Here is a 15112-nt window from a genome sequence, read left to right on the forward strand (position 1 = left end):
AGGAGTCCCTTCCGCAGGGCGGAATAATTTTTAGTGATTTATAACGTCTTAATTAATGCTCAGTCGTCCGTGTTGTATTTCCTTAGTGGTTGTTAGCGATAATGGGAGAATATATATTTCAGATGGGTATTGTTGTGCCCCAGTTTTTTGGCAATATTGCTTTTATAGGTACCGATAGTTTTTTCGCTTTTATGCGCAATAGTGGCAATTCTGGACAGTGACCAGCCACGGGAATACATCATCATGACGTTAAATTCATTCACGCTCATGGCATTATCCAGCGGTCGGTTCACACTTGTGTTCTTGCAGTTAATGAGTTGAGTCACCCGGCGGTGCAGTGCGTCAAGGCTCAATGTGCGGTCAAGAAAGTGCATCTGCATGCCGCAAATGGTCTGGAATACCGCAAAGGTTTCGGCATTCGTCAGCACAAAAAGCATCAATGACGCACGCGAGGAGAGACGGCGAATGATGCTGGCGTATTTCAGAATATCCGTCTCTTCGGGATGAATAATGAGGTAATCATTATTCTGAACAATCGGGAGGGAAGAGGGCGGTGAACTGGCTGCATAATATTGCATACCATAATAGAGTGATGTGCCGCGCAGAATATTTTTCATGCCAAGCCAGGTGTAATAATCATCACCCATAAAAATAGCTTTTGACATTAAATTCTCCTTGAGTCGGCAATAGCGTCCTGCCCCTCTTTAACATTGTAAAAAAGGGTTCTTTCCCAGCCTGGGAATCTGTTTAAATCCACAACCTGTATTGGGATTATTCTCAATTGAAATATTACGCTTTGTTAAAATTTAAGATAAATCGTTTATTTCACCTTCTGAAGAATGATTGATAGATTTCACTTATGGATTGATGAAAACAGGTAGGAAAATAATGGAACGTTTGCGGGAAAGTCTTAAAAAATAGCGGAGACAATCGGAGGTAAAGGCGTGCAGTATGGAGGTAGGGGATAAACGTGATGATGTGCGGAATCGGGAGTTAAGAATATTCCTGGGTAATGTCACCGTAAAAAAACTCCCTCTGCGTAATGCTCTTTATGTTAACGTGATTTAAGTGAATAAAACTGGTTTATTTATGGTTTCGCAGAACTAAGCTCCATGATTTGTTAAATTAAAATGATTAAGTGTTGTTTTTGGTTTTTTGTGCTGTTTGTGGACCGGGCAACTGGCCAGCACTCCTTCGCCACCCTTTTGTTACAAAAAAACTTAACCTGCCAGCAGATCCTGTTCAACGTGTTTAACCTGGGTCTCCAGCGTATCGCGAAGCTCAGCCAGCGCGCGTTCTTGTTCTGCAAAGTACGCTTCTTTATCGCGAACCGAGGTCGCCAGACGCCAGGCATTTTCTGCTTCCAGCCCGGCGATCTCTTTCATCAGCGCGTCAATCTGGATCCGCAACTGCTGGATTTTCTGCCGCAGATGGTCGAGATTGTTCAACCGGTCGCTGGCCATCATTGGCTCCAGACCGCTTTGCAACTGAGTGAGCAGGGCGCGAATGGCCGCCAGATCGGCGTTTTGCCGCGCCAGATTGAGCTGCACCATCATCTGGTGCGCTTTCTCTTTCAGTTCATCAGCGACAACGTCCGGGTGACACAAACGGCTGGCCTGACGCCACAGGCGCTTAAGCTCATTACGCTCATCCGGTGAAAGGCGCTGATCGCGTGCGAAACGGTGCTGAGCATCCTGCTGCTGTTCCTGATACTCCTCATATTCATGCGCTGCCTCTTCCTGCGCCTGCCGCGTGTCGCTGTCATCCTGACGGGAAAAATCTGCTTCCAGTTCACGGATCTCGGCGAGCAGGTCGGTAATCAGCTCCGTTTGCTGTTGGATGCGCTGACGGATGTCGACTGCGGCACGAGAGGCTGAATCCATGCCCATCCATTGCTGTTTAAGCTGGGCTAACCGATCGACCGCCAGTGAGATGTACTGCTGACAGGAGAGGTAATCTTTCTCGCGGCGTCTGCGTTCCGCTTCCTGCCGACGCAGGGCGCTGGCTGCGAGCTGTTTACGGAGCTCGAGAATACGGCTCATTAATGGCCCGAGGCGCAGATGATACTGGTCGTTAAACTCATCCAGAATCTGAATGCGGGTATTACGGGTGTCAATCAGCTCACGCAACTGATTTTCCAGCGCCTTAAGTTCCAGCTTGCTGGCGGCAATCGCCGGATCCTGCCAGTTGGTTATGGCGCGCTGATTTTGTAGCCAGGTAGCAATTTCACGCATTGCATCACTGAAGCGGCGCGTCTCGATAGCCTGGGCAATTGCCGTTATTACAGGATCGCCAGATTCCCGCTGCAGATGCACAAGCTGCTGCTGGATGATCTCCTCATCCTCAAGTTCGATGGCGCTTTTAATGATTTCGAGTCGTTTGATGATTTTATTCATGACACCGTTGCCTGGCGTGACCGACACATGAATGACGATATTTAGGTTAAGTCATTCGTTTGAAAAATATAAAAAAAGTGCAAATCGCATTCTGTGGCCTGCGGGGCCTGTTCGTCCAGAATAATTCGCAGAAATTATCGTTCACTCGCCATTTTCGTTTGAGCTCTCACAATTCGAACCTCTGTTTCATTAAGGGTATTTTTTGCGCGAAATACACTTGCTTCGAAAAAGAGAATAAGTATAGTTCTCATTCTCTTTATTATTTAATGCGTGTCTTTTTTGGTAAGGAACCCAGGATGAAAAAAAATATTACGGCGCTGGCCGTGCTGATCGCGGCGGCATTAAGCGGTTGCGCGACCACTACGCCGTCAAATACCGTTGAAAAAGCGGCGACGCCCGCGGTGGCGACCGATACGTTAAAACGCGATCTGGCGGATGGCCTGTATGAGATGGCATTAAATCCTGCCGGGGACGCGTTGTATGTCGCCAGTGCCGAAGGCTTTAAAGATGTTCAGGGCGGAGTGATCTACAAACTGGATGCCAAAACCCTTAAGACGATCGGTCGCAGCCACACGGATCTGAAAAACTTTGGTATGGCGATTTCGCCTGATGGCAAAACGGTGTACGTCACCAACTCGCTGGACGGTGGCCTGAGCGCGTTGAACACTGCGGATGGCAAAGTTAAAAATCGCGTCCTGTTTCCTGAGCGGAACGCGGAAGGTTTCCCGTATGGCGCTCGTCAGGTGTTGCTGCATAACGGCCTGCTGTATATCGGCGCGGTCGCCGATCCTGCGGTGATCTGGGTGGTTGATGCCGAAACGCTGAAGCTGAAAACGCGCATTAAAAATACGGGCAAATGGATGACCGGTCTGCACTACTCCGAAACGACCCAGCGCATCTACGCCGCGAATGGCGGTGGTGAAATCCTGGTAATCAACCCGCGTAATCAGCACGTTGAGAAACGCTGGAAGCCGCTGGGCGACAAGCCGGCGCTGTTGCTGAATATGGCGGAAGACCCACAAACCGGACGTCTGTTCGTGACCGATAACGCCAAAGCGAAAACCACGCTGGTGCTCGATATCCACACCGGCAAGGTGCTGAAGCAACTGGACGTTGGGGATTCTCTGGCGGTGACATTCAACGCCAAACGCAACGAAATTTACATCACCCAGCGTGATTCCGGGAAGCTGCTCAGTCTCAACGCGAGCGATTACAGCGTGAAAAAAAGCTGGGACCTGCCGCCGAATCCAAACAGCCTGTTGCTCTCTGCTGACGGCCAGACGCTGTATGTCACTGTGAAACAGAAATTTAATAAAGACCACTCAACCGATGTGCCGGACAGCGTTGTACGTATTGAGCTGAATAAATAATAAAAATCAGTCGGGGGACGGATGTTGTCCCCCGCCACATTGACTCTTTTTGATGGCATTCACATGAACAACACCAAAACTATTCTGGCGCTGACGATGGGCGCAATCTCTGGCTCGGCCTGGGCGGTAGACACCGCGAAAAAAGCGGAGGACACCATTGTGGTCCAGGCGACAACCCAAAATGATTTCAAACCGGGTGGCGACACGCCGCTGCCGGCGTTTCTTGATGGACAAGTCGCCAACGGCGGCAGACTCGGCATGCTCGGTCAACAAAGTGCGATGGACGTACCGTTCAACGTCATCAGCTACACCTCTAAACTGGTTGAAGATCAACAGGCGAAAACCATCGCCGACGTCGTGGCAAACGATGCGGGCGTGCAGTATGTCTAGGGCTACGGCAACAGCGCGGAAAGCTTTCGCATTCGTGGTTTGAAATTTGATGGCGATGATATGACCTTTGGCGGGCTGTCTGGTGTTCTGCCGCGTCAGGTGGTGGATGCGCAGATGGTGGATCGCATCGAAATCTTCAAAGGGGCAAACGCCCTGATGAACGGCGCCGCGAGTTCTGCCGTCGGCGGGATGATCAACCTTGAACCGAAACATGCAGGCGACATCCCGCAGGCTAAAGTCGGCGTGGACTACACGTCGGATTCACAGATTGGCACCACGCTGGATGCCGGTCGTCGCTTTGGCGACAACGATCAGTTTGGTGCGCGGGTGAATCTGGTCCACCGTGAAGGCGAAACCCGGATTCAGGACGATCGCCGTCGTACTACGCTGCTCTCCACCGGTCTGGACTACAGAGGCGATAACTTCCGCACCTCACTGGACGTGGGTTATCAGAAAAAAACCTTCCACGGCAGCCCAACCAGCGTCAACATTTCTCTGGTCGATTTCGTTCCCGCGCCGCCAAAAAATGACCGTAACTTCTCGCAGAAATGGGCGTATAGCGACATTGAAAACGAGTTCGGCATGTGGCGTAGCGAATACGACATCACTGACAACTGGACTGCCTACACAGCACTTGGCGCTCAGCACGCGCACGAGGAAGGCCTCTACAGCGCACCGAAACTGCTGGATAAGAGCGGGACGGCCACCGCCAGTCGTCTTGATACCAACCGTATCAGCGACACGGTCAGCGGCATGGCGGGAATTCGCGGCAATTTCGCTACGGGCTTTGTCTCGCACAAGGTGAACGTTGGCTACTCGGCACAAAGCAAAAACGAAAAAATCGCGTGGAAAATGTCTAAAGCGGCGGATAACCCGTATACCAACATCTATCACAACCGCGGCGTTGACGCGCCGGCCAGTACTAACTCGAACGGTAAAGGCGGTAACTACAGCGATCCGTTGACCAGCGGGCGCACCCGGACTCAGGGCTGGTTGCTAAGCGATACGTTGGGCGTGCTGGATGACAAACTGCTATTTACCGTCGGGGCACGCCATCAGAAAGTGGTGATTCGGGGTTATGACAAAATTACCGGCGCGGAAAACGCCGCCGACGGTTTTGACGGTAGCCGCTGGATGCCGACTTACGGCGTCGTCTACAAGCCTTGGGAAGAGATATCTTTCTACGCCAACCACACCGAAGCGTTACAGCCGGGTAAAGCAGCGCCCAACACGGCAACCAACTATGGTCAGAGCACCGGTATCGTCCATTCTAAGCAGAATGAAGTGGGCGTGAAGGCGGACTTCGGGCGTGTTGGCGGCTCGCTGGCGCTGTTTGAGATCAAGATGCCATCGGCAATTCTTGACAGTGAAACCAAACATTATGGTCTGGATGCCGAGCAGCGTAACCGTGGCGTTGAGCTGAACATCTTCGGCGAACCGATGCTGGGCATGCGTCTGAACGCCAGCGCCACCTGGCTGCAAGCCGAGATGACCAAAACCAACAACGGTTTGAACCAGGGCAATGATGCGATCGGCGTGCCGAATTTTTACGCCGTGCTGGGTGCCGAGTATGACATCAAGCCGATTGAGGGTCTGACCGCTACCGCGTGCGTGAACCATTCCGGTTCTCAGTATGCGGATCTGGCTAATAGCAAAAAGCTCGACAGCTACACTACTCTGGATCTGGGTATGCGCTATCGCTTCGCGCTTAACCAGAACCAAAATCAGATGACCGTTCGCGCGGGCATCGACAACGTTACCAACGAAAACTACTGGGCCAGTGTTGATGATTCCGGCACGTACGTCACCCAGGGGGAAGCGCGGAGCTTTAAAGTGTCCGTTGGTTACGAGTTCTGAGTTCCACCTCGTAATCAGGGGCAAGGATGCCCCCTCCATTCCAGTGCCTTTAACTTGCTACCTCCAGCATGAAGTGTTAAAACGTGCCCCTTCTAAAAAAGAGACAGGGGTAGGGCGTGAAAGACGCGTCATCCGCTTCAGACAACGGCCGTTTTGAAGCGTCGTCGGAACAGAGTCCGACGCTGCAACGTGGTTTGCAAAATCGACATATTCAATTAATCGCCCTGGGTGGCGCGATTGGTACCGGGCTGTTTCTCGGCATCGGGCCCGCGATTCAGATGGCGGGTCCAGCGGTGCTGCTGGGTTACGGCATCGCCGGGGTTATTGCCTTTCTGATCATGCGCCAGCTCGGCGAAATGGTTGTCGAAGAGCCGGTATCGGGTTCCTTCGCTCACTTTGCCTATAAATACTGGGGACCGTTTGCGGGCTTCCTGTCAGGCTGGAACTACTGGGTCATGTTTGTGCTGGTCGGGATGGCTGAACTGACGGCCGCCGGTATCTACATGCAGTACTGGTTACCCGAGGTTCCTACCTGGGTCTGGGCCGCGTCCTTCTTTATCATCATTAACGCCGTCAACCTGGTGAACGTCCGTCTGTACGGTGAAACCGAATTCTGGTTTGCGCTCATCAAAGTGCTGGCGATCATCGGCATGATCGGCTTTGGTTTATGGCTGCTGTTCTCGGGGAACGGCGGTGAGCGGGCGACTATCGATAACCTGTGGCAGCATGGTGGTTTTCTGGCGACGGGCTGGAAAGGGCTGATTCTGTCGCTGGCGGTGATCATGTTTTCCTTCGGTGGGCTGGAACTTATCGGCATCACCGCAGCGGAAGCGCGTGACCCGCACAAAAGCATTCCGAAAGCGGTTAATCAGGTGGTGTACCGTATCCTGCTGTTCTACATCGGTTCGCTGGTGGTTTTGCTGGCGCTCTACCCGTGGGTGGAAGTGAAATCCGACAGCAGCCCGTTCGTGATGATTTTCCACGATCTGAACAGTAACGTCGTGGCTTCAGCGCTGAACTTCGTGATTCTGGTGGCATCCTTGTCGGTTTATAACAGCGGCGTTTACTCCAACAGCCGTATGCTGTTTGGTCTATCAGTCCAGGGCAATGCACCGAAGTTTCTGACCCGTGTCAGCCGTCGTGGCGTTCCGGTGAATTCATTACTGCTCTCTGGTGCGATCACTTCGCTGGTGGTGCTCATCAACTACCTGCTGCCGAAAGAGGCCTTCGGTCTGCTGATGGCATTGGTGGTGGCGACGCTGCTGTTGAACTGGATCATGATTTGTCTGGCGCATCTGCGTTTTCGTGCCGCGATGCGTCGCAAAGGGCGTGATACCCAGTTCAAAGCGTTGCTCTACCCGGCAGGAAACTATATCTGCATCGCCTTCCTGGCGATGATCCTTGTGCTGATGTGCACCATCGACGACATGCGTTTGTCAGCCATGTTGCTGCCGGTATGGGTCATCTTCCTGTTTGTTGCGTTTAAACTTTCTCGCAAAGTACGCTGAGAGGAAGCCGATCTCATTCGCGTAATGAGATCGGCGCTTTTGCGTTATCGTTGAAATACTCCCGCCAGCGAGCGAATATCGTTGCCCGTAGGTGACTGGTGAATGCGCAATCCAAACTCGTCTACGACAGCAAAAATATGGTCGAAAATATCGGCCTGAATGCTTTCATATTCCAGCCAGACGACGGTGTTGGTAAAAGCATAAATTTCGAGGGGGAGACCGTGATCGTCTGGCGCCAGCTGACGTACCATTAAGGTCATATCTTTGCGAATGCGTGGATGGTTGCGCAGATATTCATTCAGGTAGGCGCGAAAAGTCCCAATATTGGTCATCCGCCGATGGTTCAATACCGATTCCGGCGCATCCAGTTGTTGATTCCATTCATCTATCTCCTGATGGCGCGTCTCCAGATAAGGTTTCAGCAGGCGCGCTTTATACAGTTGCTGCTTTTCATCATCATCCAGAAAATGAATACTGGTGGCGTCAATATTGATACTGCGTTTAATGCGCCGACCACCTGATGCCGACATGCCGCTCCAGTTTTTAAACGAATCAGAGACCAGCGACCAGGTCGGAATCGTAGTGATAGTATTGTCCCAGTTGCGGACTTTCACCGTCGTCAGACCAATATCAATGACCGCGCCATCAGCACCGTATTTCGGCATCTCCAGCCAGTCACCCAGTTTCAGCATGTCGTTAGCAGAAAGCTGAATGCCCGCAACCAGCCCCAGAATCGGGTCTTTAAATACCAACATCAGCACGGCGGCCATTGCGCCCAGGCCGCTAATCAGAATCGCGGGCGATTGGCCGATTAATAGCGATATCATTAATATACCGACAATAATCGCGCCAATGAGTTTTATACCCTGAAATATCCCCTTGAGAGGAAGCTGAGAGGCAGAGGGGAACTTTTGCGCCAGATTTAATATGACATCGAGTAACGAAAATAATGAAAGCAGGGCATATATCATGATCCACAATTGTGCGCAGACAGTAAGAATCTCTGCGGCTTCGCTGCCTTTTTGTAACCACAGTGCGGACTGAATATTGACGATAATACCCTGCAGGGTGAATGCCAGACGGTGAAATAACTTATTCTGCGTAATAATTTGTAGCCATAGACGGGAGCTGGCAACGGCGCGCCTTTCAAAGGTGCGCAATACCACCCAGTGCAAAATAATATGCACAATGATGGCTGTGAGAAAAATAATACCGAAAATCATCACCAGCGAGGTGGTGTGATTCATTTCAATACCCGCTAAATCCTCGACCTGAGTAATTAATTCCTGCATAACCTCTCCTTTACAAAACAGTGACCTATGATGACTGCTGTAAGGAAATTATGCAAATGAGCCAGGTCAGTACTGTTCGGGAAGACGATTGATCTTAGTAAGAATACCGCGCGCCATCTCGATATGGCCACCCAGCCGCAAGTCGCTCAAAATCTTCATCACGCGGCTACGCGAAAGATGCGTTTTTTCCTGGATGTAGTCACTCGCGTTAACCGCAAGACGCAGTTCTTCTTTCTCTGCCAACAATGCAATAAGATTGGTGCGGATCAGTTCGTAGGTTGAGAGGCCAGCAGAGGTACGATGTGCTTCAAGAAGTTTATCTATGGCATACATATAGGTATAGGATGCGTCCTGCCAAAGGTTTTTCTCCGCAATGACACTCATTACGTGTAATGTCGGAATGATTTCGAAAAGGATTTCCCCGTTGGCTTTGTAGAAGAAATCAGCATTCGTATTCATTAACGAGTTCATGCCAACAATCATAGGTGCTTTAAGATGCTTAAGTAGTAGTTGGTCGTGGCTACGGTAAACACTTACCGTGCCTTTATGTAATACAAAAGTCATCGATTCGGCATGGTGTCCGAGAGATATGATTTGCCGCTCCCGGGCATGCAAAATGCGAGAAGTGTCGGAAACGGCATTGATTATATTGATGACATGAGTGTCTGGCTTCATAATGGCATAGCAATTCTAATTAAGGTATCTGAAGATTATATTATATTATAAGGTGAATATTATATGAGGAAAGTGTAAGAGCTTATTTGGCGTTAAAGTTTACGACTGCGAATAATTCATGAAACTAATTAAAATTGATAAAGTTGCACAGATCGTAGTACGTGCTGTACGTACGGATTATGAGTCTAAAAGGTCGCAAATAACTGACCTCAGCATTCATGCTGCAGAGTTAAGCAACCGACAGCGCTGACTCAATAGTATCAGTTCTCACAAAAGTAAGTTGTATTAGTCGCGACTTGATCTGACACATGGCCTTGAAAGGTTGAGAGTTACCGGTTTTGATATGGGTGTCGAATCCTGATACAAAACACGAGGTAACTCTCATGCTTCATACTACCAATCCCGTCATCAAACACAAAGCCGGTTTGCTCAATCTGGCTGAAGAACTCAGTAACGTGTCGAAAGCCTGCAAAATCATGGGCGTCTCGCGCGATACATTTTACCGTTATCGCGAACTGGCCGATGAAGGTGGCGTGGATGCACTGCTAAATCGTAGCCGTCGTGCTCCTAACCTAAAGAACCGTACCGATGATGCCACTGAGCGAGCGTTGTTGATTATGCTGTCGAATTCCTGGCTCACGGTCAGCACCGGACCAGTAACGAGTTACGTAAACAGGGTGTTTTATCTCCGGCAGTGGTGTCCGTTCCGTCTGGTTACGCCATAACCTTGAGAACTTCAAAAAACGCCTGCATGCGCTGGAAGAGAAAATGGCCCGCCATGGTATTGAACTGACCGACAGCCAGATCGCCGCGCTGGAACGTAAAGCCAGCGATGACGAGGCCTGTGGTGAGATTGAAACCGCTCATCCGGGTTATTTGGGGTCACAGGACACGTTCTATGTGGGCAATCTGAAAGGCGTCGGGCGTATCTATAAGCAGACGTCCGTTGATACGTACTCGAAAGTGGCCCACTGCAAGCTCTATGTCACTAAAACGCCGATTACAGCGGCTGATTTACTGAATGATCGTGTACTGCCCGTTTTATGAGTCTCATGGCCTGCCGATGCTGAGGATACTGACAGAGGCACCGAATACTGCGGTAAAGTGGAGCAGCACGATTACCAGCTTTATCTGGCGATAAATGACATTGAGCATACGAAAACGAAGGCAATGTCACCGCAAACCAATGGTATCTGCGAGCGGTTCCATAAAACGATCCTGAACGAGTTTTATCAGGTAACGTTCCGCAAAAAGTTATATGGTGATCTTGCTTCATTACAATCGGATCTTGATGAATGGCTGGCTCACTATAATAATGAGCGAACTCATCAGGGAAAATGTGCTGTGGCCGGACGCCAGTGGAAACATTACTTGATGGAAAACGCATCTGGGCTGAGAAAAACTTAAACCAGATGTAATCTGACAGATACCTGTATAAATAACCGGTAACTGTCAGATCAGGTCTGAGCTAATACAATTTATGACAGTAAGGGGAATTTACTCCCCCCCGATAAACCTTCTGAAGGCATCCCTTTAAAAGGAGGTGAGGACTCCGTTGAACTTAAATTTTCAGCGAGCTATCAGTCTGTAGTTGATGATGTGACGCCAGGAAGGGCAAATGTTTCTGTGACCTTTGTGGTGAACTATGCCTGATAAAAACTGTGTGTAGATAGGTTCGGTGTGTACACAATTTTAAAATCAGTTTGGGGGCGAAGAATGAACCTTCTGTTGGACATGCTCTTTTTGGGTGCCACAAACTGTTATGCGACCATATCGATAACCTGCACTTATTCCATTCTTCGTTACAGATAAACGCTCCCAGATAATTGTACAGCGCGATCAACCTATCTGACAGGCGCTGACAGTGTATGAATCCAGCGTAGATTGTCACTCTTAATCAAACTGTATCAACGACGATGATGGCGACAGTTGCGGTCAGTGATATTCAGACTAAAGATAAAGTGAAAGCCGCTACTGCCAACGCCACGGCAATGCTAAACCTGACTTATCAGTGAAATGATGCAGGAAGCCGACTATGATGCCAGCTTCTTTTATTTTTACTCACCCGGATTAAAGCGCTCATCCCATGGCATTAAGCGATGAGCCCGCAGCCTTAGCGCCAGTGCCTCTTCCCGCTTTTGCAGAAACATCAGAATATTAATCTGGTCGCTCCAGGCATCTTCTTCCATATGCATTGTGATCCACTCGGCATTCTCCTGAGCAAATAAATCTAGCTCATTAATATTACCGCTTTGATTAAAATGCATCAGATGTAAGCGGGAGAGATCCCGCTGCCAGCGTATTTGCATCAGCCAGGGAACGGATAATTGACGAATACTTTCCGGTGGTTCAAGTCGGCCCGTTTCGAATTCTCCCAGTGTCACACTGGCGCGAAAGAGCTGCATTGACAGCACAATACCGTACAGTGCGGTCGCGGCCAGGGCTGGACGCAGATATTTTACCGGCAAGGTGAACGTGGATTTACGGCTTTCAGTTGCACTCATCAGTAGCAGGATGAGAAAAAAGTGCGCAACTGAGTAATAAAGAGGAAACTCGACCTGAGTGTGTAACAAAATCGGTAGGGTGGTTAACAGCGTCACCCACTGCCACAAGCTTTTTGGGCGGCGAAATAAAATAATCCAACCCCATAAAAGAATCAGCCCGCCCAGGAAGGCGACAATTCCGCCTTCCGCCTGAATAAATAACGTCTCATTATGTGGATGCTGCATCATTTCCCGGCCAGGATTCGCGAAAGGAAGATCGGCCATAAAATTTTGATACACCGATTCAAACATGCCTAAACCAATCCCTCTCCAGGGATGCGTCATGATAAGGCGCACGGTGTATTCCAGCGTCAGGAGTCGTTGTTGATTTGACCCTTCATGAGCCAACGAATTTAATACGGAACCCTGGAGCAAAACCGAACCCAACAGACCACCGATGAACGGTAAGAAAATAATCGCAAGGCGTTGGCAAGCCGTGGTTCTATCTCGCCAACATTGTTGACAGAAAAGAAGCGACGCGCAGGCAATTCCACACAGACCGCCCAGCCAGCCAATTCGGGAACGACATAATACTAGCGTCGCAGAGATGAGGATAATTGCAAAACAGATTGCGAACCTCCGCGCAGTTTCCGCACGAAACGATTTAAGCGTTCGCTGCCTGTCCGCCATCAACACCAGCAGAAGAGATAAACCTGTCGCCAGAAATGTGGCGGTGACATTACGCTGTTGAAAAATACCCGGTGCGCCACCGGAATAATTTTCAGCCAGTGCGTTAAGTGGGAAGGGAAGCCATTGTGGGCACCAGAAACCCATCAGAGAATAAACGGTTTCAATGCAAGCTGCCGCAGCGATCATATAGCTCAGAGCAACAATTTCTTTTTCACGCGGTGGGTACTGAAGTAAGGTGAGATAGGTAAACACGCCTCCCCAGATCCCTGTTAGTCGAGGAAGAGCGATGGCGAGTCCCTGGTCAGGCGACCAGAAGACGGGTAACGTAAATGCTATCGCACTGAGCAGCAGGCATAAAAACGTGGGTGTCAGACGTATTTTATCCGCTTGCAGCGATAGCCAGACGATCAGCGCCTGAAGCAAAATCGCAGCCCACGACAGCAGGTTCATCGGTAAATTCATGCCGTAATCGCCGCTGTTTGGCCAGGGAATATGAATCAGCACTAACCAGTAAAAACTGAGCAGGAAGTATAAAAAAAGCTGCACAAGGCGGGAAGACGTGAAGGTTTCCCCAGATTTGCAAAACGCGAGCATTCGGGCGGGCATAATATTCTTGAGTGGGTAAATCGATATTGTATTTACCCACTCAAGATGGCGCTATTTAAGTCCTGTCCATTCTAAGACTGATCCATTCAGGCATCGATTTAATATTGCCATTGCACTGAAAAACCAAGTGTAAACGGACTGGTCTGCATATCATCAGGTTTCATCACCGGAACACCGGCGAAAAGATCATAGCCAACGTTGCCTTTAACACCTCGCACACCGGCAACCGCACCGGCGATGCGTGTGCCGCTCCAGTAATCATTTTTCGAACCGCTGACTTCCCCGTAATCAAAGCCAAGATAGGGCTGCATTCCCCACCTGGGGAGATTCAGGTTAATGTCGTTACGCAGATACCAACCCTTATCAGCATAAATGGAAGATTCACCGTCGAAGCCACGTACCGTCCAGCGGTTACCGATAGTAAATTTATCCGGCTGCGTCAGTTTATCCGGTGACGTTTGCTGCATGAAATGCGGCTCATAGCTCATCGACAGATCGCCTGCCTTAAACGGAAATGTGCCGTCGACGCTCAGGGTAATAATGCGTGCCAGGGGATCGGCACTACCTACCATTTCTTCGGCATCGGCTTGTTCGCCAAACCAGTGCGCGGCATGTTGATAGCTCAGTCGGGAGGTGAGTTGCCCAAAGGGCAGATAAGCTAAATGTTCCAGGTTGAGTTGCCAGCTGCTGGTGGCCCGGCGCTGTACTTCCACTTCAACATCGTTGAGGTCATAGTGTGAATCACGTTTAATGCCTTTAAAACCCAGCGTTGTTTTTTGACTGGCGCTGCGGTAGATAACGCGTTTGATTTCTGCAGTCAGTAATTTTTCACTGCTGCTGTACTGATAGTGGTAATCACCGCTATGGATTGTCTGAACCGTGCGATATTTACTGCCATAGAGTTCAAGCAGCCAGTAGCCCCACGGGACGGAGTAGAAGGCGGAAGTGTTGTCGTTGCGACGTCCATACTCATTTTTAAAACCGCCGCCATAAGCAACATAAAAAATGTCATTCAGCGTTGTGGGGTTATTAAGGTAAAAGGCCAGACCGCCTTCATAACGCCCCGTTTTTTTACTTCCGGCGTCATCCATCCACGTCCCCAGACGCCATGCTTTATTCTGGCTGCGACTGACTTCTACGCGAGTATCGCCAGGATGTTCACCGGGAACAAGATGAATACTTGCCTGCGATCCGGGAATACGCTGCAAATTTTCCAGTCCCTGTTCCAGACCGCGTAAATCAAGAACGTCGCCTTCAGCTTCCGGGAAGTTATTCCAGCGATGAACGGTGCGGCCTTCCTGATTTTGTAACAGCCATTCACTGATACGACCGGGCAAAATTCGCAGGGTTAATGTTCCCTCTTTTAAATTTTGGTCTGGAACTAACACCCGACTGGTAATATATCCATGGGAGATTAACCGATTCTGGACGGCTTTATGTAGAGCCGTGATCCCCTGTATTCCGATACAATGCTTTTCAACCTGGCGAATAAGATCGTTAAAGGTCAGCCAGTGGGGGAGGGCGACCGTTTTATCGATAACTACGTGTTTCATGTCATAGCAGACGGATTCTTTGGGCAGGATCAGCGTATCGCTATCCTGTACATTTTCTGCCGTGAGCAATGTCTTACTTTGAGGAGCAAGCTGATTATGCCTTGCCTGATCCTGTTGTTGACTGGTGGCACCTTGGCCTGAGACGGGCTCAGCTTCCACGATGCCAGGGCGTATCGCGAACAGTGAGAAAAGAATGAGACTGAGGCTGGTACGATAAACAATCATGATATTTAACTCTTCCCTGTAGGTACTGAACCTCAGAAGCATTTCTAAAATAAATTAATAAAGCCCC

The 15112-nt window shown here is 49.8% G+C and carries 8 protein-coding genes and 2 pseudogenes; 4 read left to right on the forward strand and 6 right to left on the reverse strand.

Annotated elements, in window-relative coordinates:
• Window positions 1–92: 92 nt before the first annotated feature.
• Both HVZ37_RS06310 and HVZ37_RS06315 read right to left on the reverse strand, forming a co-directional pair.
• Complete coding sequence (locus tag HVZ37_RS06310) at window positions 93–665, reverse strand: LuxR C-terminal-related transcriptional regulator (RefSeq protein ID WP_058587748.1); 573 nt, start codon at window positions 663–665, stop codon at window positions 93–95.
• Window positions 666–1220: 555 nt separating this feature from the next.
• Window positions 1221–2396 (reverse strand): DnaJ family molecular chaperone, encoded by a 1176-nt coding sequence (locus tag HVZ37_RS06315; protein WP_104446122.1) that lies wholly within the window; start codon window positions 2394–2396, stop codon window positions 1221–1223.
• 296 nt (window positions 2397–2692) lie between these two features.
• Here HVZ37_RS06315 and HVZ37_RS06320 point away from each other — a divergent pair, with 296 nt between their 5' ends.
• From HVZ37_RS06320 to pheP, 3 genes and pseudogenes are all read left to right on the forward strand, one after another.
• A complete protein-coding gene (locus HVZ37_RS06320) occupies window positions 2693–3766 on the forward strand; it encodes a YncE family protein (protein WP_181628229.1) in 1074 nt (357 codons plus the stop codon).
• A gap of 63 nt (window positions 3767–3829) precedes the next feature.
• Window positions 3830–6013: pseudogene (locus HVZ37_RS06325) on the forward strand (TonB-dependent siderophore receptor).
• 116 nt (window positions 6014–6129) lie between these two features.
• Window positions 6130–7521, forward strand: coding sequence for a phenylalanine transporter (gene pheP, locus HVZ37_RS06330; RefSeq protein ID WP_043001498.1), 1392 nt, complete (start codon window positions 6130–6132; stop codon window positions 7519–7521).
• Window positions 7522–7565: 44 nt separating this feature from the next.
• On the opposite strand, the gene HVZ37_RS06335 is transcribed toward pheP, so the two are convergent.
• Entirely contained in the window at window positions 7566–8813 is a 1248-nt protein-coding gene (locus HVZ37_RS06335; RefSeq protein ID WP_043001497.1) for a mechanosensitive ion channel family protein, read from the reverse strand.
• A 66-nt stretch (window positions 8814–8879) separates the two neighbouring features.
• Window positions 8880–9488 (reverse strand): helix-turn-helix domain-containing protein, encoded by a 609-nt coding sequence (locus HVZ37_RS06340; RefSeq protein WP_051642354.1) that lies wholly within the window; start codon window positions 9486–9488, stop codon window positions 8880–8882.
• A gap of 383 nt (window positions 9489–9871) precedes the next feature.
• On the opposite strand from HVZ37_RS06340, the pseudogene HVZ37_RS06345 reads away from it, so the two are divergent.
• A pseudogene (locus HVZ37_RS06345) lies at window positions 9872–10906 on the forward strand (IS481 family transposase).
• Between the two features lie 639 nt (window positions 10907–11545).
• Here the strand turns inward: HVZ37_RS06345 and HVZ37_RS06350 are convergent.
• Both HVZ37_RS06350 and HVZ37_RS06355 read right to left on the reverse strand, forming a co-directional pair.
• The gene (locus HVZ37_RS06350; RefSeq protein WP_181628230.1) at window positions 11546–13207 is read right to left on the reverse strand and encodes an O-antigen ligase family protein; all 1662 of its coding nucleotides are present in this window, start codon (window positions 13205–13207) and stop codon (window positions 11546–11548) included.
• Window positions 13208–13365: 158 nt separating this feature from the next.
• Entirely contained in the window at window positions 13366–15045 is a 1680-nt protein-coding gene (locus HVZ37_RS06355) for a ShlB/FhaC/HecB family hemolysin secretion/activation protein (RefSeq protein WP_181628231.1), read from the reverse strand.
• Between the last annotated feature and the right edge of the window lie 67 nt (window positions 15046–15112).

It is taken from the genome of Citrobacter sp. RHB35-C17 (genome assembly GCF_013816795.1).
Classification (GTDB): Bacteria; Pseudomonadota; Gammaproteobacteria; order Enterobacterales; family Enterobacteriaceae; genus Citrobacter_A; species Citrobacter_A amalonaticus.

Coding starts and splice junctions, on each gene's coding strand:
- HVZ37_RS06310 (WP_058587748.1), bottom strand. CDS start 665: ATGTCAAAAGCTATTTTTATGGGTGATGATTATTACACCTGGCTTGGC.
- HVZ37_RS06315 (WP_104446122.1), bottom strand. CDS start 2,396: ATGAATAAAATCATCAAACGACTCGAAATCATTAAAAGCGCCATCGAA.
- HVZ37_RS06320 (WP_181628229.1), top strand. CDS start 2,693: ATGAAAAAAAATATTACGGCGCTGGCCGTGCTGATCGCGGCGGCATTA.
- HVZ37_RS06335 (WP_043001497.1), bottom strand. CDS start 8,813: ATGCAGGAATTAATTACTCAGGTCGAGGATTTAGCGGGTATTGAAATG.
- HVZ37_RS06340 (WP_051642354.1), bottom strand. CDS start 9,488: ATGAAGCCAGACACTCATGTCATCAATATAATCAATGCCGTTTCCGAC.
- HVZ37_RS06355 (WP_181628231.1), bottom strand. CDS start 15,045: ATGATTGTTTATCGTACCAGCCTCAGTCTCATTCTTTTCTCACTGTTC.